The sequence below is a fragment of the Kineosporia sp. A_224 genome, from assembly GCF_002198655.1.
Classification (GTDB): domain Bacteria; phylum Actinomycetota; class Actinomycetes; order Actinomycetales; family Kineosporiaceae; genus R-H-3.
Map to the genome: position 1 here is coordinate 62907 of NZ_MWLN01000133.1, position 18191 is coordinate 81097.

The following is an 18191-nucleotide window of genomic DNA, read 5'->3' on the forward strand; positions in this document are numbered from 1 at the left end:
ACCTCGGATCCGGTGACGACCTCGGATCCGGTGACGACCTCGGATCCGGTGACGACCTCGGATCCGGTGACGACCTCTGGTAGTACTCGCCGCAGGTGTCGCAGATGAGGACCACGGGCGCCCCCGCCGACAGGTAGGCGCGCCTCGAGGCGGCGAGCCCAGGTGCGGCGTTCATCACGACCAGCGTCCCGCGGCACTCACCGCACCGCTCTGGTACGGGCGACCGGCCGGGCTCAGGGCCATTGCGGTGGCGCGTCAAGAACGAATCCCCCCTGCACGGAAAGGGACCGGGACCCGGATTCAGCCCGGTGGTAGCCATCAGCCGGGCCTGCCCTAGGGTGCCGATGCACGAACCAGGCCCCGGCCTGGCGGGGCAGACCGGGACCTGGCGGCCCACCCGGGAACGTCAGGGGCGCGACGCCCGCGGGCCGCTTGGAGCGGGACCCGGGCCCCTGCACCCGAGTCACACCCAGCCGCCCGATCGCGCGCCCGGACGGACACCACGACGATACCCGGGAACGCGACAAACGGGGACTGCTCGATCGCAGTCGCCTGGACCCGGCCATGCCCTGACGCGGCGCAGCGTCGGGCGACACGTCGAGCGAGGCCACGGCGCGCCACCCGATGCGCCTGCGGCGCGTGTCGACACACATCAGGTGCCCTGACACCGCCGGGTGACGCCGCGTGAGAGGCGTCGGTTCGCCCGTCGACTTGATGGCTTCTTGACCCATGGCTGAGGGCGACTTCACGGGTGGCGTCATAGCGTCCGGCCGGACTCGCGCCGACCAGGCATCTCGCGCCCCAGGACGACGACGCGCCCCAGGACGACGACGTCGAGCACGAACATGTCCCACGACCGTTGTCGGGACCGGCCTCGCAGACGGCGACGTCGTCTCCTGAGGGCGGGCGGGCGCAAGGTGGAGGTGCCAGGCCGCTCCGGACGAAAGCAGGTCGCATGACCGGTTTCAGTTCAACACCAATGTCGTCAGGGCGCCATGAACGCGGCCGCACGTGGTCCGCGCTGCCGGACCTGCCGCGCAGCGATGCTCGGCGCGCTGGCGCCGTGACGGCGGGCGCCGGCACCGCTACCGGAGGACCCCGAGGACCCCGCCACACGCCTGCCGCGATCGAGCGCCCCCGCGTGGTCGTACGGGTTCCTGACGCGCACGCCTGGTCATCAGGTGACCGACTCGTCGAGGTACGCGGCTTCGCCCACGCCTGGACCGCCGACCAGGTGTTCGTCCACCTCATGAACGGCTACCTGGGCTGGGTCTCGGCACAGGATGTCCGCCTCCCCGATGCGCTGGACTGACCCCCGGACCGGCCCCGGATCGAGCGCGGAGCGCAGCGTCCGCAACGCCGTGCAGCGGACGCCCAGAACGTCCCGCACCCAGCGGGTCCCTCGCGACGGATGCGGCAGCCGACAGGGCGACGGACAGGGCGACGGAGGATCGCGCGCCGTGCCACACAACGGGGGGCGCCTACGGGCCTCCCGGCGCCCAGCTACCTCGCCTGGGTGCTGCAAGCAGTGGCCGGCGTGCTCGGATCGGTCTGGAAATCGATCTGCCCGTGGGATCAGCCGCCGGGTCAGCCATTGGGTCAGCCAGTGGGTCAGGCGCTGGACCACAGGCACGACGGCTCCGGGCGCCAGGTCTTCGCCGGTCGGGGCGCAGCGATGAGGCCCGACGGGTTTCGAGTCCCACCTGGGTGGCGGGTCGTCGGGACCGCTGACCGTGAGGTGGTCCTGTCCCGCAGCAACTGGGTGAGGTGGCGGCGCCCAGAGTGCCTGGTGCTCACACGAGACGCCTTCGACGGCCCCGCGCTCGACTTCTACGGCGGCTCACCGATCCGGGTGAACGGCAACGAGGGCCGCCTATACCACCTCGACGACGGGACACCTGGGCTCGTCCTCGACCGCCTCGGTTCGGACCGCCCTGCCACCGCCAGCGACGCGGCGCCAGGGCAACACGCGGAACCACGCCCGGCCCAACGCACCGTCGTCCAATTCACCCGAACCCGAAAGGTCACCGACGCCCAAGCACTGGCGTTCCTGGCGGAGCTGACACGGCCGGACCCACCCCCGTGACACCCGCTCACGGGCAGCGCGCACGCGAGCTGCGGCGACAGCACAGATGACCGGGTAGTCGCCGTCGGGGCCGCCCGGAGCAGGGGTGTGCGCCCGCAGGGCACAGCGGACATCTGGGGCCGCGGACTGCAACGGCCGGCCGCGCGCCCGGCACCGCCTGGCGATCTGCACACGCTGCCGACACCAGTTGGCAGGACGTTCCACAGCGAACTGGGCCAACCCCGACCAACCGCCACCCAATTGCGGCTCAATCCGGAACCACCAGGCTCAAGCCGGTCCGTGGCCCGCCCGCGTGATGGGACGCTGCGACGGTGAGCCGGACCCGACCGCACGTCGACACCCACCTGCTGGACATCGGCCGGGCGATCCTCGCCGACGCCGACGCCGACGCCGACGCCGACGCCGACGCCGACGCGATCGTGGCCGCACACGTGTTGTGGTCGTGCGCGGACGCCGATGCCGGGATTCCGCCGACCAACTTCATCCACGCCCTGATCGAGTGCCTGCATCGCGCCGACCCGGACAACCGTGCCCGGCTCGCAGCGGTGTTCCCTGACTACGCGCGGGCAGTCCACCTCGCCCTGGACGTCGAGAACGGCCTGCAAAGGCTGCGCGACACAGCCCGGGCCCACCCCCGCCCGACCGTCGCCACGGCGACGCACGCCCGGACGACCCCAGCGGCGACACACCAGGGCGACGACGATGACCGACACGACCCGTAGGAGTGTCCCGACCCCGCGTATCCCGACGGGCGCCTCACGCCGTCGGATACGCCGGACGAGCAGCCAAGGTGGCGACCTAAGCCACCCTCAAGGCCGGCCCAAGACCACTTGAAGCGACTCCGCGCTCGAGAGGCAGAACATACGGTCAAGCCAGATAGACAGGCAATCGCGCGACTTGGCGCTGACAGTTCTTGGACGGCAGTTCTGGGGTGGGGCAGTTGTGGAGAGGGCCGCTACGGACAATGAGCAGGAAGGCGGGCGGTGCAGCACGAGCGAGGCCCTCAGTTCATTGCCGTCACACGGCCCGGAATCGCGGGCGCGCCCAGCCACCTGACCGTCTTCCGCGCAGGCGACGACGGCATCGCCCAAGGTCCGACCCTGCTTGAGGTCCGCCTGGACGGCGCCGACCAGGTCGACGACGTCCTCACCCATCAGGGGTGGATCCGTACGGGACCGTGGTGGCTCCTGCAGGCCGGCGCCGTCGCACGCGTCACACCCCGCCGGCACGGTGCCCGCCAGGTCGACGGTGCCCGCCAGGTCGACGGTGCCCGCCAGGTCGACGGTGCCCGCCAGGTCGACGGTGCCGAACAGGTGAACGCCGAACAGGTGAACGCGGGCGCGGATCGCCCGGCCGACGGGATACCGCTGCCGGCACCCTGCGCGGATCCGGGCGACGAGTCTGTGGCGTGGTGGACGGCCGGCAACCGCACGCAGTTAGTCGCGCTCGCCGCGGTGCCGCCTGTCGAGGGTTCCCTGCACCGCGGCTTCCCGCAACGCACAGGCAGCGCCGCCGTCGATCGAAGGGCTGAGTGTGCGCAGCCCTGGGATGCCCAGAGCTGCGGCTCCGTCGCTGCGGGGGATCTCCTGCAGGCTGTGGCTGAACTGCGACTACATCTGGACGCCGCCGCGGGCGCAACGTCGTCCAGGTCGTCCGTCGACGGAGCCCGTCCGGCGACCGGCAGGCGGGCACACGTCCAGTCGGCGACGATCTTGGCGCTGGCGACCTCGGTTGCGTTCTTGCTTGGCGGCGCCGTCTGCTTGATCGTCCCCACGGTGCGGCAGGCGCCCCGGCCCGGCGCCCGACCGACGGCAAGCCTCGGACCGACGTGCACCGTCCCGACCCTGCAGAGCCACGGCGCCGACCGCGCCGCGGCTGCCGCCGACCCTGGAGCTCCGTGATCTCTTCCGTGTCGGCGCGAGCGGTGCACACGAGCGCCCCGCCCCGACGGCCGCCCACATGCCCGACCAAGCACCAAGTCGGGTCGGCCGGGCTGCTGGCTGCTGACTTGACGCAGCCTTGATTCACGCCCTGACGGCGGCTTGACCCTGGAGGGTCGATCGTCAGGGACGGGCGGAGTGGTAGTCGCCGGCCGATCCGAAGGACTGTTGGCTTGCTCCCGGGCCGCGTCACACGGGTCAGCGACCGTGATCGCCGGTGCCCACAGCGGCACCGAGCGTTCGGCGCACAGCCGTTCGGTGCGGGGCGCGCCGGCAGCCTGGACCTGCGGCCCGGATCCCGCTGCGCGATCGACCACCACCCGCTGGTCTACCGACCGGTCACGACGTCCTCGGCTCCGGCGCCGTCACGACGTCGAGCGCGGACCAGGGCGGCCCTGTGGTGGGTGAGGGTTCCGCGGATGTCGAGTCGCTCCACGTACTCGACGCCGTCGTCCTCGTGCTCGATCGCGAATCCCAGGCTGGTGAGGTGTCGCGCAATGTCCTCTGCGGAGCGCAGGGCCCATTGGGTGCGCTCGGAGTAGTTGAACGCGCAGGTCACGACGAGGCGCCCACCGGGAATCACCAGGTTCGTCAGGTCTTCCAGAGTCGCCCTCGGGTCGGGCACACGATCCAGCAGGTGCGAGGCGACGACGACGTCGTGCTGGCGTTCGCGCTGACGGTAGCGGGCCAGTGACTCGTCAAGCAGCTCGACGTCGGGTCGTCCCCGGGTTGGGATCGAGGTCAGGGCGAACCCGAAATCGGACGGGTCGAGGACGACGGCACTTCCCTCAGCGGTGTGGATGATGCTCTCGGCCAGAGCGATCATTGCTGGTGAGGCGTCGATCCCGGTGCATCGTGCCCCGGCAAGTTGATCGGCGAGGTCGGCGATGACGCGGCCCGGCCCGCAACCGACGTCGAGGACGTGACGCGGTGGCGCGGGCAGCGCAACCGTGACCTGGTTGATCAACTGCTCGTAGTAGGGCTCGCTGAGCCGGGCGGGGTCCGCGTGCCCGTAGGCCCAGACGGCTGCATATCGGGCAACGAATGCGTCATCGGCGTAGGTCTGGGTCACAGACCCGGCGGCCTGTGGATGCATCAGCTCGTCGCCCTTCTGGGCGACGGGCCGGTCAGGGCTGGGCGGTTCCGAACTGAGCCGCAGCGCCGGCGCCGTTGCGACGCTCACGGCGACGGCGGGGTGGAGTGTCGACTCGCAGGTGCTGTGCACTGCGCTCCTGCCGGGGGTATGTGGGGAGGGGAAGGGAGGGGAATCGCGGTTTCGGCCGGTTCGGGCCGATGGCCGGTCTACGGCGCGTTGGTCCGACGTGGTGACGGGCTACCTGGCTGCTACATGTCGAAGCGGATCTGACCGACAACCAGGACATGTAGCCGGGACGTGGAGGACAGTACGCACGACCCGTGAGGGATCGGTCTGTCGGACAGCCGGGCCGTGCGGGGTGGACGTGTCCAGGAGCAGCAGGCGCGCCGGCCGCTCGTGGTGGTCGTCCCGGCCGAGAAGCGATCCGAGCGGAGGTGACCAGGATGCGGGCTGCAGTGAGCAGGCACCGTCGGCGGTTCGGCATGACCGCCGCCCTTCGAGCGACGAGTTGGGCCATTCCTGCCGGTGGGGCCGTGTGGTTGCAGCTGGTCATCCCGGGGTCGCCGTCGGCGGCGAGCAATGTTGCTGTGATCGTGGTCGCGCTGCTCTTCCTGACTCTGATCGGCAGGGTTGCGCTGGAGGCGGTCAAACGTGGCCGCCGGGGGGCCGGCTTGTGGCCGCTTGCGGGTGGCCTGTTGCTGTGGGCGGCCGGTTCGGCGGTGTTGAACTCGTCGGCCGAGGCCGCGTCGTTCCCGGCGCCCGGGGAGTGGTTGTTCCTGGCGGCCTATGTGGGGTTCTCGGCGTTCCTGGTCCTCGACCGCGCCGGCGCGTCGTCGAACCCGGGAGGCGGCTGGCTCGACGGTGTGTGATCATCGTCGGCGGTACCGCCTGCGTAGCCCTGGTCGCGCTGCTCTTGCCGTTCGCCACCGATGCGGCCGACACGCTGCCGTTGCTGGTGGCGCTGATCTACCCGTTGCTGGACGTCGCGCTCCTGCTGCTCGTGGTGGGTCAGACGGCGCTGCGTCAGCGGCCCTTCGGCCGTCGCACTGTGACGCTGTTCGCCGCATTCGTGGTGCTGGCGATCGCCGACGGCACGTTGGTCGCGTCGGCCACGAGCGGCTCGTACCAGTCTGGCCTCCTGGTGGAGCTCGCCTGGTGCCTCGGCTTCCTGCTGCTTGCGGACGCCGCCTGCCAACCGCCGGCCCAGCAGGGCGGCGCAGACACCGAACCACAGGGGCGGCCCGGAGCGGTCCCGGTTATCGTGGCCGCTGCGGTCGCGCTGGCGACTCTGCTTCCGCAGCAGCCCACCGGCATCAGGCTTCTGGTCGTGGCCCCTGCAGTGGTCACGTTGATCGCCGCGGGGCTTCGCCTGGTGCTGGCGCTGCGCCAGTCGCAGCAGCTCAACGAGGCTCTGCGCCTGTCGCGGACCGACGACTTGACGGGACTGCCGAACCGGCGGGCCTTGAACGAGGCCATCGCCGGGCAGGACAGCGAGTCTGGTCCAGGTGCCCTGTTGTTGCTGGACCTCGACGGATTCAAGGAGATCAACGACACGCTGGGACACGCAGCCGGCGACGCGGTCCTGCAGGCCTTGGCGAACCGGATCGGCTCGTTGCAGCAGCAGGCGCTGCTGGTGGCGCGGCTGGGCGGCGACGAGTTCGCCGTCCTGGTCACTGAGCGCGATGCCGTGAAGTTGACGGAGCAGGCTCTTGGCCTTCGCGACTCGATCCGCAAAGCGATCCGGGTCGACGGTCTTGAGGTCTGCTTGGACGTGTCCATCGGTGTAGCCATCGGCGCAGACCACGGGACGCGGGCCTCGGACCTGCTGCGGCAGGCGGATGTGGCGATGTACCAAGCCAAGGCCGCCAGGGCCGGGGTCCTGGTCTACGACGCCGAACGGGACGACTTCTCTCGCGAACGCCTTCGGGTCGCTGAAGAGCTGCGGCGCGGGATCGACGACGGCGAGATCGTCGTCTGGTACCAGCCGAAGGTGGACGCACAGACAGGCCACCCGAAGGGCGTCGAGGCACTGGTGCGATGGGCGCACCCGACCGACGGGCTGCTTCCACCAGCAGCGTTCCTGCCGGCCGCCCGTCGCGCAGGGCTGATGGCGGCGCTGACCCGGACCGTCCTGGCCCGGGTGGTGCACGACGTCACCGCCTGGCGCGCCGAGGGCCTGGTCGTATCGGCCGCCGTCAACGTCTCCCCGGCGGAGCTGCTGGCCCCGAGCGTGATGGCCGACCTGTTCGACATGATCCACGCCGCCGGCCTCGGGGCGGGGGCCCTGATCCTTGAAGTGACCGAGGACTCCTTCCTCGCCGACCCGCAACGCGCCCGCGAGGTCATCGAGGCCATCGGCCGCGCCGGGCTCGAGGTCGCCATCGACGACTACGGGACAGGGTTCTCGTCGCTGAGCTACCTGCGTGACCTTCCCATCCAAGAGCTGAAGATCGACCGATCCTTCGTCGCAGACATCCTCACCAACCCCCGCAACGAGATGATCGTCACCTCGACCATCACCCTCGCCCGCGGGCTGGGGCTGCGCACTGTCGCCGAAGGCGTCGAGGATGCCGCCATCGCGGAACGACTGCGCGACCTGGGCGCAGACGTCTTGCAGGGCTACCACTTCGCGCGGCCCATGCCTCCGGTCGAGCTCCGCGCCTGGCTGGCCGACGCAAGCGCAGCGGCGGTCACAGCCAGGTGATTGCGTCGGCAGCCGCGTCGGTCACCAGCAGATCGACGTCCTCCGCGCGCACGTCGACGTGGTGACCGCCGCGCAGTGCGGCCGGGGTCAGGAGAGCTGACCTGGACGCGGTCGACAGCCGCAGTGCCGCGTCCGGCGGCAGCAGGACGTCGCTCAGGCCGCGTCCCTGCGTGACGAGGCGGTGGCCCTCGGGATTGGTGCCCTGCTGGTGGCGCACCAGGTCAGGGATGTGGCAGTACACAGGGGCACAGGCGGTGGATCCCATGTACAGCTCCGGGCCGGTGCCTGGGATGGCGTGCAGGACCAGCCCCAGCATGGCGAGCAATGACCTCGCGCGGCGGTCGATGACGGCGATCAGCCACGGGCAGCGGTTGACCTGGGTCCCGCGGATCATCCCGTAGTACAGGGCGCCGGCGACGATGCCTCCCGCGGCGCCCAGCTCACGGCGGACCGCAACCGTGGCGATGTCCCAGCACCGGCTCGGGTCAATGCCGGCGGCTACGGCAGCCTCGCCGGCGTCCACTTCCCACGGTGGTTCGGCGATGTCAGCCAACGTTTTCATGCCGCGCGGGCCCGGGCCGATGATCCGGCACGCTCCGACCACCCGCCCGTCGTCGCGTGTCACGCTGAGGAAGCCGGTCTGCTCCTCGTACGGTCCGTACGCGGAGTCGAGCAGCTCACGGGTGTCGCCGTACCAGTGTGCGAGGACCTCGTGCTCGCACCGGCGGACGTCCTCGTCGCAGGTAGCGGCCGAGGAAAACTCGAGGCGGTAGGGGGCGGAAGTCATCAAGGGCTCCAGGTTGCCAAGGCCGCGGGCGACGGCCCCGGCGGTGGTCGGATCGGACACTGCGGTTGCGTTGCTTCAGTCCTGAGCCAGTTCATCGGCGAGCCGCGCAATCGCCTGGCAGGCGTCGTCGACGTCGGCGCGGTGGGTGCGTATCGACCCGATGGCGGCACGTAAGGTCACCCTGCCGTCCAGGCGGGTCGGGCTCAGGAAGACCTCGCTGGACCGCTGGAGCGCATCTGCGAGACGTCGGTTCAGCGCCTCGGCGTCACCGTGGCGGCCAACAGCGCGGAACGTCACGACAGTGAGGTCGGGACGGGGGCCCGCCTCGAAGGCTGGGTGCCCGGCGAAGAACTCGTGCATATGCGCGGCAAGTTCCAGCTTTTCGGTCAGCGCCGCCGCGAACGCGTCTGCACCGGCCAGCTGTAGGGGCAGCCACAGCCCGAGCGCGCGGAACGGGCGTGTGAGCTCCATGCCCAGGTCGGCCGGTGACACGGAGCCGGTGTCGTCCGGCAGGTAATCGGCGCTGTGGGCGAAGACCGAGGTCAGTGTCGCCGGGTCACGGACGAGCAGCGCTCCCGTGCCGTAGGGCAGGAACAGCGACTTGTGGGGGTCCACCACGACGCTGTCTGCGTCACCCAGGCCCGCCAGACACGGTCTGGCTGCGTCCGCTAACGCGAACAACCCACCGTAGGCGGCATCCACGTGCACCCACATGTCGTGCGAGCGGCCGACCTCGACGGTGTCGGCGAGAGGATCGACGGTGCCGCTGCTGGTCGTGCCGGCGGTCGGCACCACCAGCCAGGGCACCAGACCCGCCGCACGATCCGCCCGCACCGCTCGGTGCAGCAGACCGACGTCCATCCGGTACGACGCGTCCGAGGGCACCACGCGGACCGGGCAGTCCGACAGACCGGCAAACCGCAACGCACGGTCCACGCTGTGGTGACGGTGCTCACCGACGTACACGGAGTACCGCGCCAGGTCCCGCGACGGCACGCCGGCCCGCTCCCTGGCCGCCACCACCGCCGTCAGCGTGGCCAGGCTGCCCCCGGACGTCAGCACACCGGCCCCGTCCATCGGCAGCCCCACCACGTGGAGCAGCCACTCGACGACAGCGCGCTCCACCGCAACCGCCCCAGGCGAGATCGACTCCAGTGCGCTGTACGGATTCAGCACCGACCCGAGGAAGTCACCGACGGCCGACGTGTACAGCCCCCCACTGGGCAGATACCCCAGATACCGGGGCGACCGGGTGTTGACACCTGACCGACTCACCGTGGCCACCCGCGCCAGCACTGAATCGAGGTCCTGCGCAGACCGCGAAACCACCAGACTCCCCGGGCCACAGCCCGCACCGCCGGACGGTGGCGCGACCTCCCGCACGCCGTCTCCTTGAGCAGGCCAAACCGCCGGACCGGTCCGGTCTGCGGCCACAACCCCCTCGACGGTCTCCAGAACGGCCTCCAGAAGCGTCGCTCTCAGCCCTCGACCAGGCTCCAGCGCCTCCGCGGCCACCGCGCGTGAGCCAGAGACGACCTCGAGGTCCGCCCGGCCCACAAGTGGCGATCGCTGCAGCGTCATCAAGGGGCGCCCTTCGCGTGTACCGACGTGGTGGACCTGTCCGCAAGGCACGGGCAGTTCCGGAGCCGGCGGCATCGCTCCACAGCCATCGCGACCCAGTGTTACAGCCTGTCTACTACATGTAGCCGAATCCCGCGAGGTCGGCAGCCCCGACCGGCGGGCCCGACCCTCAGGTGCGCCACTCATCGACGGACGACATCCGGGACGAGCGACGTCCGGGAGGAGCCTGGGACACCCCGTACGATCTGATCCGCGTGACCGTTCTCAGACGCTCCCCAGACCTGCGACCAACGACACCTGATCGAAGATCGACTTGGAGGCCGGCATGACCGAGGTGCTCGCGGTTCGTCCACTCCTTCCCGCGTCGTCGCTGGCTGACCGGCTACCCGGGGCGTGGACCAGGGATGTCGTGCTCGTGACGGCCGGGGTCGGGTTGCTCGCGGCGTCGGCGCAGCTCGCGGTTCCGCTGCCGTTCACGCCGGTGCCGATCACCGGGCAGACGTTCGCGGTCCTGCTCCTGGGCGCTGGGTACGGCTGGCGCCGCGGCTTGGTCACGATGCTGAGTTACCTCGCGGCCGGGCTGGCGGGAGCGGCCGTGTTCAGCCCGGACCCGGCCACCGGCCGTGCCCGCACGGGTGAGCAGATGCTGCACGCGCCGTCCGCCGGGTACGTGGTCGGGATGGTCTTCGCGACGGCTCTGCTCGGCTGGTTGTCCAGCCGGGCCTGGGACTGACGACGCTCAGGTGATTCTCCCCAGACCTGCTCACTGAAATTCACCACCCGTGTGGCTCCGCTGAACGCGGCGGGGCTCCTTCGAGGCTGGCGGGCTCTGACCGCTCTGCCAGCTCGAAGGAGCCCCTCCGCTCATGCTCACACGGGAGGAAGACATCGACGCGCATGCCCTGCGCAAGCAAGGCTGGACGATCTCGGCGATCGCCCGGCATCTGGGTCGGGACCGGGGCACGGTCCGCGGCTACCTCAACGGCGACACCGTCCCCGGGGTCCGCAAGACGTCCGCGGCGGACTGGTTCGCGCCGTTCGAGGCCTACGTGCGGGCCCGGTTCGCCGACGACCCACACGTGTGGGTCACGACGCTGTTCGACGAGGTCGTCGACCTGGGCTTCGACCGGTCGTACCAGTCGTTCACCCGGCTGATCCGGGCCCGGCGGCTACGGCCGGCGTGCGAGCCGTGCCGGCCGGCGAAGGGCCGCCCGGTCGCGGTGATCGAGCACCCGCCGGGCGACGAGACCCAGTGGGACTGGCTCGAGCTGCCCGACCCGCCACAGGACTGGGGTTGGGGCTCGAGGGCGTTCCTGCTGGTCGGGGCGTTGGCGCACTCCAGCCGCTGGCGCGCCGTCCTGGCGCCGAGCATGGACCAGCCGCACCTGATCGACGCCCTGGACCGGGTCACCCGCGCCCTGGGCGGGGTGACCCGGGCGTGGCGGTTCGACCGGATGGCCACCGTCGTCCACCCCGCCTCAGGCCGGGTGACCGCGTCGTTCGCGGCGGTCGCAAAGCACTACGCCGTGCAGGTGCGGATCTGCCCGCCCCGGCGCGGGAACCGCAAGGGCGTGGTCGAGAAGGCCAACCACGTCGCCGCGCAACGGTTCTGGCGCACCCTCGCCGACGACGTCACCGTCGAGCAGGCCCAACGTGCGTTGGACCACTGGTGCGCCACCCGTGGGGACGCCCGGGTCCGGCCCACCAAGGACGGCAAGGCCTCCGTGGTCACCCTGGCGGCGGCCGAACCGCTGCGCCCGGCGCCGGGCGCGCCGTTCCCGGCGGTCCTGGCCGCGACCCGGCAGACGTCCGCGCAGGCGCTGGTCGCCTGGCGCGGGAACTACTACTCCGTCCCACCCGAGCTCGCCCACACCAGCGTCACCGTCGCCGTCCGTCTCGGGTCCGGACACCTGGACATCTCCACCCAGCCCAGTGCCGGGGCCGGGACGGGGAGCGTGCTGCCGACGGTGCTGGCCCGGCACCGGCTCGCCCCTGACGGCGCCGGCGTCATCGTCCGCGACCACGGCCACGTCATCGCCCTGGATCGAGCCGCGATGACCGCCGCCGGGAGCACGGCGCCGCCGCACCGGTCCAAGCAGCGGATCCCACCAGGCGCCGCGGCACGCGCCGCCGCCGACGCCCTCCGCGGCCAGCTTCCCGGAGCCGGCAGCGGGCCCGTCGCCGCCGACGAGGCAGAGGCGGTGATCGACCCACCCATCGACCTCAGTCGGTATGCCGCCGCGGCAGCCGGCCGCAACACGCTCCAGCAGCCCTGAACATCAAGTCGAGAGCGAGAAAGCCAATGACAGCAACCGATCTCACACCAACCTCGCCGGTCAGCCCGTCGACACCGTCGGCCAGCCCGTCGACGGTGGCGCAGGCGAGCGTCTACCAGCAACTCCGCGGCCATCTGGCGACCCTGCGGCTGCACGACGCCGCCGAACACCTGCCCGCCGTCTTGGACTCCGCCGTCGCCGAAGGGCTGTCGGTGACCGCGGCCCTGGAACGGCTCCTTGCGCTTGAGGTCGATGCCACCGAAGCCCGCCGCCTCGCCGGCCGGCTGCGGTTCGCGTCACTGCCGACCCCGGCGACGCTGGAGGACTTCGACCACGACGCCGCCCCCGGCGTGGACCCGAGCCTGCTCGCCGAGCTCGCGACCTGCCGGTACCTGGAGTCCGCGACGAACATCCTGCTCGTCGGCCCACCCGGCGTCGGCAAGACCCATGTCGCCGTGGGCCTGGCCCGCAAGGCCGCCGAAGCCGGCTACCGGACCTACTTCACCACCGCCGCCGACCTCGCCGCCCGCTGCCACCGTGCCGCGATCGAGGGCCGCTGGGCCACCACCATGCGGTTCTACGCCGGCCCGACCCTGCTCGTGATCGACGAGCTCGGCTACCTGCCGCTACCCGCCGAAGCAGCCTCAGCCCTGTTCCAGGTCGTATCCCAGCGCTACCTCAAGACCAGCATCGTGATCACCACCAACAGGGGCGTGGGCTCATGGGGCGAGGTCCTCGGCGACACCACCGTCGCCGCCGCCATGCTCGACCGACTCCTGCACCGCTCCGTCGTCCTCACCCTCGACGGCGACTCCTACCGCCTGCGAGACCACCACGCCCGCAACGACAACCTCCGACGCACCACCACCGGCACCAACCGAGCGCCACTACGCTGACCCCGCCACCAGGGTGGTGAATTTCGATGAGCAACCCTGGCGAGTTTCACCGAGCGGCATCAGGACCGAACCCTGCGCAGCAGCGTGCCGCAGATGCTGGCCGCCAGCGTCGTGATCTACACGTTCGGGCTGCCCTGGCTCGCGGTCGCGGCCGACCTCGACCCCGGTCGCGCCGTGGCGAAGGGGTTGCTGCCGTTCCTGGTCGGCGACGCGGTCAAGCTGCTGCTGGCCGCGACCGCACTGCCGCTCGCCTGGCGACTGGTCAACGGACCCTCCGTCCGCCACCGCTGAACCGACCGTGCACCAAACCAAGTCCCCCGGGCCTGATGTAGGTGCCCTGCCGCATGGTCCTTGGTCAGGCGCTGAGCGCCGGCTTCACCTCCTGCGTGCCGATGGGTGCTGGCCGTGTCAGCACCGCCGACAGCACCGCCGACAGCACCGCCGACAGCACCGCCGACAGCGGTGTCGACAGCGGTGTCGACAGCGGTGTCGTCGGTTGGTCAGGACGTGAGTCGGGAGCGTTGCAGGACGGCCGAGGCCGAGGTGGCGGCGGCCCTCACAAGGGAGGATGTCCGCGTCGAGGTCTCGTGATCTCAGCACCAACCACTTGGCAGCGACCCGCGCGACGAAGCCTCAATCCGGCCGGCGCCGGATCTTCGGGAGGTGACCAGGCCCGGGCCGGTGGCGCCAGGACGCAGTCGAGCACAGATTCGGGCGCCCGGGGTTGGCCGAGGCGTAACAGTAGTGACGCCGGTGGGGGCCAGGCGCCCAGAGCGGGGACGTAAGGTTCGGATGAGCGATTCGAGGTGACGTCAGAGCCCCGTGATGCGGCGGAGTCGGGCCTGGTTCTCCTGGGTCAGTTCGGTGAAGTGGATGCCCAGCTCGGAGGGTTCGTCGCGCGCTGTGGTTCGGGCGATGCAGCCGCCGATGTGGAGCGTTTCTGCACCGATCGTGAGCGTGGCCCGTACCGGCGTTCCGGGTGTCATGGTCAGGGTCCGCCCTGTGGCGTCGTCGAGTGCACAGCGCACGCCGGTGGCGCTGATGTCGAGGAGTCGGGCGTGGGCCTGGCGGCCGTTGATGTCGAGGGTGGCGGTCCCGGTGACGGCGTGCCGTTCGGCGGCGCGGCGTTCGAGTCTTTCGGTCAGGGTGCCCATGTCGTGGACGCGGGCGATCGCGGTGGCGAGGGCCTGGTCGAGATGCCCGACGGCCTCGAACTGTTCGGCGGCGACCTGGGTGAGGTCGGCCGTGGCTACGTCGAGGGTGGCGATGTTGGTGCCGACGGTGGTGATGGCCTTGCCGACGCGGCCGGCGTCGGTCTCTAGAGCGGCCAGGGTGGTGGTGATCCGCTCGGTGGAGGAGGCCGCGGTGATGGCCAGGCTCTTGACCTCGGTCGCGACCACGCTGAAGCCGTGACCGGCAGCGCCTGCGCGGGCGGCTTCGATGGTGGCGTTCAGGGCGAGCAGCTTGGTCTGTTCGGCGACGCTCCCGATGAGCGTGGCCATCGAGGCAACCTCACGCAGGCTGTTGCCGAGGGCGGCGACGTCCTGGTCGGCGGCACGGGTATCGGTGACGACGCCTTGGGTGACCGCGTCGGTGGCGGCGACCCGAGACTCGATGGCTCCGGCGGCGTGGCGGACGGCGTCGACGTGCTCGGCCAGGGTCGACAGCTCGGTGAGCACGCTGGCCGCGGTGTCGTCGATGATCGACTGGGCCCGGAGGCGGACGAACTGTTCCGCGGCACGCTGGTGCTCGAAGGTGGCGGACAGTTGTGCCTCCCGGTCGGCCTGCGCTGCGGAGATCTCGGTGTCGCGGGCCCGCAGGGAGTCGAGCATCGTGTTGAACGCCCGTGCGACCGAAGCGAGTTCCTCGTCCCCGGACTCCGGCAGACGCGTGTGTTCGGCGGCCGTTCCGTCGCCGATGGCCAGCACGCGTCTTCGCAGGTCCGCCAGCGGGGCGAGCAAGCCGAGTCGGGTACCGAGCGCCAGCACCGCCGTCAGGAGCGTGGCTACCACCGCGGAGGCTACGGCCAGCAGCCGCACCCGAGCCTGGCGCTCGTCGAGGTCGGCCAGTTCGTTCGTGGCCGTCGCTGTCGCCGCGTCACGAGCCGCGTCCAGGCTGGCCATCAGCGCGTTCGACGCCTCCAGGTTGTCCCGGGTCACCACCCGCACCGCTGCGTGCAGATCGCGAGCGGCGGCCAGTTGCACGGTTCGGTCCGCGAAGCCGTCGAACTGCGTCAGCGACCGGTCGATCGCTGCCAGAGCAGTTGGCAGCCCTCCCGGATGACGCGCCGACCTGACCAAGTCGCGCGCCGCGGCCAGATCCGCGTGAAGGGCAGCGCGGGCCGCCTTCGCCTGCGCCAGGGTCTCGCTGTCCAGGCCTTCCGCACTGCCACCACGATTCGCCTGGGCGTCGAGCATCACCGCGACATACATGTTCACCTGGTCGTCGTAGGCGAAGAAGTTCGCCCGCATCGACGCCACCTGCGTCAGCAGCAGCGATGTGACAGCGCGGTACTGCGCGAGATGCTTCGACGTCTGATCGGCCTGGCCGAACACCACCCCGGAGACCGCGCCGGTCCCCAGGAACACCACCGCGAACGCGGCATACGCCTTGCGCGCCAGACCCACGCCGGCCTCCAGACCTCGCGACATCCTCGGACTACCTCACCGCAGCCTCGGAAGAAGGTTCGGCCCGAACGGATCTACGCTTAAGCGACGACGACGCGGCCGTTCCACTTCCCCTCGAAGGTGTCGATGAGGACGGCCCCGGTGGGATGTCCTCGTCGACCTCGGTCACGACGACGATCTCGGGGAGGATGACGACCGGACGATGGCGACGAGGACCTGCGTCGCGGCGTTCGCCCGGATGTCACGGTGACGGCGTCCAACCGGTACATGCTGCGCAACAAGAAGGGCGACTACGTAACGGTGATCTCGCCCACGGCGAAGGACTGGCGTGCGTTGTCCAACACCTCGCTGCCCTCCGCCGGGACGGGTTCCACTGGCGCGGCCGCTGACGCGGCGGTGCCCCTCCCCGAAGCAAGCGGGGAGGGGCACCACTCGGCAGGTTCGCACGACCGCCCGCCCGAGGTCGACCCGGCGCCAGGCACCCACCGAGGGTGCCGGGCCGGGGCCGGGCCCGGCCCGAACACCGAAGGAGACACCATGCTGTGGTTCGCACAGGTGGGCTTCGAGCCCACCAAGCCCCTCGACGTCGAGGACGTCGTCGACGACCTGCTGGACGCCCTGCCGACCGGCGACGGGATCCTGCCGTCCATGTCCGGCCCCGGAGGGGGCGAGCCCTGGACGGTCCGGTTCTGCGTCGAGGCCGACACGCTCAAGGCCGCGACGGCCCGGGCCATGACCGAGTTCGCCCGTTCGGTCCACGAAGGCCTGCCCGGCACGAAGGTCCGCACTCGGTTCCTCGAGCTCCTCGACGAGGCCGAGTTCGCCCGGCGGCTCGCCGAGCCCCTGATCCCCGCCCTCGTCGGCATCAGCGAGATCGCCGAGCAGCTCGGCGTGTCGAAGCCTCGGGCGCGCGAGCTCGTGCGGGACGGCCGGATCCGGAAGGTCTCTGACCTGGCGTCCGGGCCGGTGTGCCTCGCCGGCGACCTCGAGGCGTACGCGGCGACGCCGCGGCGTGCCGAGCGGCCGCGGAAGGTCGTGCCGGGCGAGCCGGCTGCCGGCTGAGCGACGGGGCGGCCCGTCTCAGTGGCGGTGTCGGTCTGGCTTCACGACGACGCTCCGGCACTGCGAGCACCAGGTCATGTCCGGGTGCGTCGGCGTGCGATCGCCCAACCGTCGTTCGAGGTCCACGACGTTCTGCCTGGACGCTTCGCACCAGGCGTAGTGGGTGATCCGGCCAGCGTCGGTGAACTCCGCGCGCTTGTGCGGCCGCAGGTTGTTCGCGGGCGTCACGGCGACGCTGTCAGCGCAGACGGGGCAGGCCTGTCGGGGTTCGCTCACGACAGGCAATCCTGCCGCGTCAGGCGGGTCGTGTCCGGGGTGTCCGCTGGGAGCGCTGCTCGAGCGCGAACCCGGCGACCTCGACGGGGTCGTGCCTCGTCCGGCCCGCGTCGTCCTTCGGGTGCCGAGCGACCTTCCCGCGGGATGCCCACTGCCGCAGCGTCTGCTCGCAGACGGCGAGCCGGTGCTCCAGGGCGAGCCACGCGACGAGGTCAGGGGCCGTCACCGGCTGGTCGAGGTTCGGGGCGAGGCGGGCCTTCCAGTGCGCGAGGACGCCCCGCTCGCCGCAGTCCCGGCACCGCAGGATCGCGCCGGGCTCGTGGTCGATGGGGACGCGGCCGCCGCACGAGCAGGCGATCGTCAGGGTCGCGCCGCGGGACCGGAACGCGAGCCGGCGGCCCTCGACGGCGAGGCCTTCGCGCCGGACGGCGGGGCGGCCTTCGGGGACGTCGTCGTCGGTCCAGCCGAGCAGGTCGGCGGCGAGCTGGTCGGCGTGCTCGGGGTGGGGCGAGCAGCCGGTCGGCGCTGAAGGCGATCCTCTGGCACATCCACGGGACGGTGTCGACGGCGTCGTCGAGGGACGACCCTAAGTCCTCGGCGAGGATCCGGCACCAGCTGGTCAGGTTCGTCCGGACCCGGTCGCGCCAGGCGGCCGCGGCGGAGTCGAGGGGATCGGTGCGCCGTCGCTTGCGCGGACCGCAGGATCGCGGAGAGCCGCCATCCGCGACGGCACCATCGGCACCCTCGGCACGCGGGGTCGTCCGGCGGGCCCTGGACTTCGGACCCCTCCCCCCTTGCGGGTGAGGGGCTACCAGTCGTCGAGGACGAGGGTGGGGCGGCCTGTGGGGCTGCTGGCGGGG

17 protein-coding genes are annotated in these 18191 nt (G+C 71.3%); 11 read left to right on the forward strand and 6 right to left on the reverse strand.

From position 1 onward, the window contains the following. The first annotated feature begins 955 nt into the window (after positions 1-955). From EDJALFJO_RS33490 to EDJALFJO_RS12115, 3 genes are all read left to right on the forward strand, one after another. On the forward strand, positions 956-1312 hold the full coding sequence (locus EDJALFJO_RS33490; RefSeq protein ID WP_143448529.1) for a hypothetical protein: 357 nt from the start codon (positions 956-958) through the stop codon (positions 1310-1312). Positions 1313-2397: 1085 nt separating this feature from the next. Then, complete coding sequence (locus tag EDJALFJO_RS34305; protein WP_088285501.1) at positions 2398-2808, forward strand: hypothetical protein; 411 nt, start codon at positions 2398-2400, stop codon at positions 2806-2808. A gap of 261 nt (positions 2809-3069) precedes the next feature. Continuing rightward, positions 3070-3987 (forward strand): hypothetical protein, encoded by a 918-nt coding sequence (locus tag EDJALFJO_RS12115; protein ID WP_088285503.1) that lies wholly within the window; start codon positions 3070-3072, stop codon positions 3985-3987. A gap of 367 nt (positions 3988-4354) precedes the next feature. Here the strand turns inward: EDJALFJO_RS12115 and EDJALFJO_RS12120 are convergent, their stop codons facing one another. Then, positions 4355-5251 carry a trans-aconitate 2-methyltransferase gene (locus tag EDJALFJO_RS12120; RefSeq protein ID WP_088285505.1) on the reverse strand — a complete coding sequence of 299 codons (897 nt, stop codon included), beginning with the start codon at positions 5249-5251 and terminating at the stop codon, positions 4355-4357. Positions 5252-5655: 404 nt separating this feature from the next. Here EDJALFJO_RS12120 and EDJALFJO_RS33500 point away from each other — a divergent pair, with 404 nt between their 5' ends. Continuing rightward, positions 5656-5991: a hypothetical protein gene (locus tag EDJALFJO_RS33500; RefSeq protein ID WP_143448531.1), complete on the forward strand. Its 336-nt coding sequence runs from the start codon at positions 5656-5658 to the stop codon at positions 5989-5991. Further along, positions 5988-7826 (forward strand): bifunctional diguanylate cyclase/phosphodiesterase, encoded by a 1839-nt coding sequence (locus EDJALFJO_RS12125; protein WP_143448532.1) that lies wholly within the window; start codon positions 5988-5990, stop codon positions 7824-7826. Before EDJALFJO_RS33500 ends, EDJALFJO_RS12125 begins: the two co-directional genes overlap by 4 nt. On the opposite strand, the gene EDJALFJO_RS12130 is transcribed toward EDJALFJO_RS12125, so the two are convergent. Continuing rightward, positions 7813-8673 (reverse strand): hypothetical protein, encoded by an 861-nt coding sequence (locus EDJALFJO_RS12130; RefSeq protein WP_088285509.1) that lies wholly within the window; start codon positions 8671-8673, stop codon positions 7813-7815. The two genes, EDJALFJO_RS12125 and EDJALFJO_RS12130, sit on opposite strands and share 14 nt — an antisense overlap. Before the next feature lie 15 nt (positions 8674-8688). Next, positions 8689-9996 (reverse strand): pyridoxal-dependent decarboxylase, encoded by a 1308-nt coding sequence (locus EDJALFJO_RS12135; RefSeq protein WP_158220414.1) that lies wholly within the window; start codon positions 9994-9996, stop codon positions 8689-8691. A gap of 523 nt (positions 9997-10519) precedes the next feature. On the opposite strand from EDJALFJO_RS12135, the gene EDJALFJO_RS12140 reads away from it, so the two are divergent. The 4 genes from EDJALFJO_RS12140 (at position 10520) to EDJALFJO_RS12155 (ending at position 13657) form a co-directional block, all read left to right on the forward strand. Next, on the forward strand, positions 10520-10927 hold the full coding sequence (locus tag EDJALFJO_RS12140; protein WP_088285513.1) for a biotin transporter BioY: 408 nt from the start codon (positions 10520-10522) through the stop codon (positions 10925-10927). 133 nt (positions 10928-11060) lie between these two features. Then, positions 11061-12470, forward strand: a complete 1410-nt coding sequence (gene istA / locus EDJALFJO_RS12145; RefSeq protein WP_088285515.1) for an IS21 family transposase — start codon at positions 11061-11063, stop codon at positions 12468-12470. Positions 12471-12496: 26 nt separating this feature from the next. Beyond that, complete coding sequence (gene istB, locus EDJALFJO_RS12150) at positions 12497-13366, forward strand: IS21-like element helper ATPase IstB (RefSeq protein WP_088285517.1); 870 nt, start codon at positions 12497-12499, stop codon at positions 13364-13366. A 72-nt stretch (positions 13367-13438) separates the two neighbouring features. Beyond that, positions 13439-13657 carry a biotin transporter BioY gene (locus tag EDJALFJO_RS12155; RefSeq protein WP_255392557.1) on the forward strand — a complete coding sequence of 73 codons (219 nt, stop codon included), beginning with the start codon at positions 13439-13441 and terminating at the stop codon, positions 13655-13657. Between the two features lie 521 nt (positions 13658-14178). Here EDJALFJO_RS12155 and EDJALFJO_RS36090 read toward each other — a convergent pair. Next, on the reverse strand, positions 14179-15993 hold the full coding sequence (locus EDJALFJO_RS36090) for a methyl-accepting chemotaxis protein (RefSeq protein ID WP_158220415.1): 1815 nt from the start codon (positions 15991-15993) through the stop codon (positions 14179-14181). A 537-nt stretch (positions 15994-16530) separates the two neighbouring features. Here EDJALFJO_RS36090 and EDJALFJO_RS12165 point away from each other — a divergent pair. After that, a complete protein-coding gene (locus EDJALFJO_RS12165) occupies positions 16531-17055 on the forward strand; it encodes a helix-turn-helix domain-containing protein (protein WP_088285521.1) in 525 nt (174 codons plus the stop codon). 18 nt (positions 17056-17073) lie between these two features. On the opposite strand, the gene EDJALFJO_RS12170 is transcribed toward EDJALFJO_RS12165, so the two are convergent. Further along, the gene (locus tag EDJALFJO_RS12170) at positions 17074-17331 is read right to left on the reverse strand and encodes a hypothetical protein (RefSeq protein ID WP_088285523.1); all 258 of its coding nucleotides are present in this window, start codon (positions 17329-17331) and stop codon (positions 17074-17076) included. A gap of 19 nt (positions 17332-17350) precedes the next feature. Continuing rightward, positions 17351-17557 (reverse strand): hypothetical protein, encoded by a 207-nt coding sequence (locus EDJALFJO_RS12175; RefSeq protein WP_088285525.1) that lies wholly within the window; start codon positions 17555-17557, stop codon positions 17351-17353. A gap of 93 nt (positions 17558-17650) precedes the next feature. On the opposite strand from EDJALFJO_RS12175, the gene EDJALFJO_RS12180 reads away from it, so the two are divergent. Continuing rightward, on the forward strand, positions 17651-17860 hold the full coding sequence (locus tag EDJALFJO_RS12180) for a hypothetical protein (RefSeq protein ID WP_143448533.1): 210 nt from the start codon (positions 17651-17653) through the stop codon (positions 17858-17860). Positions 17861-18191: the final 331 nt, after the last annotated feature.

Coding starts and splice junctions, on each gene's coding strand:
- EDJALFJO_RS33490 (WP_143448529.1), top strand. CDS start 956: ATGACCGGTTTCAGTTCAACACCAATGTCGTCAGGGCGCCATGAACGC.
- EDJALFJO_RS12140 (WP_088285513.1), top strand. CDS start 10,520: ATGACCGAGGTGCTCGCGGTTCGTCCACTCCTTCCCGCGTCGTCGCTG.
- istA (WP_088285515.1), top strand. CDS start 11,061: ATGCTCACACGGGAGGAAGACATCGACGCGCATGCCCTGCGCAAGCAA.
- istB (WP_088285517.1), top strand. CDS start 12,497: ATGACAGCAACCGATCTCACACCAACCTCGCCGGTCAGCCCGTCGACA.
- EDJALFJO_RS12165 (WP_088285521.1), top strand. CDS start 16,531: ATGCTGTGGTTCGCACAGGTGGGCTTCGAGCCCACCAAGCCCCTCGAC.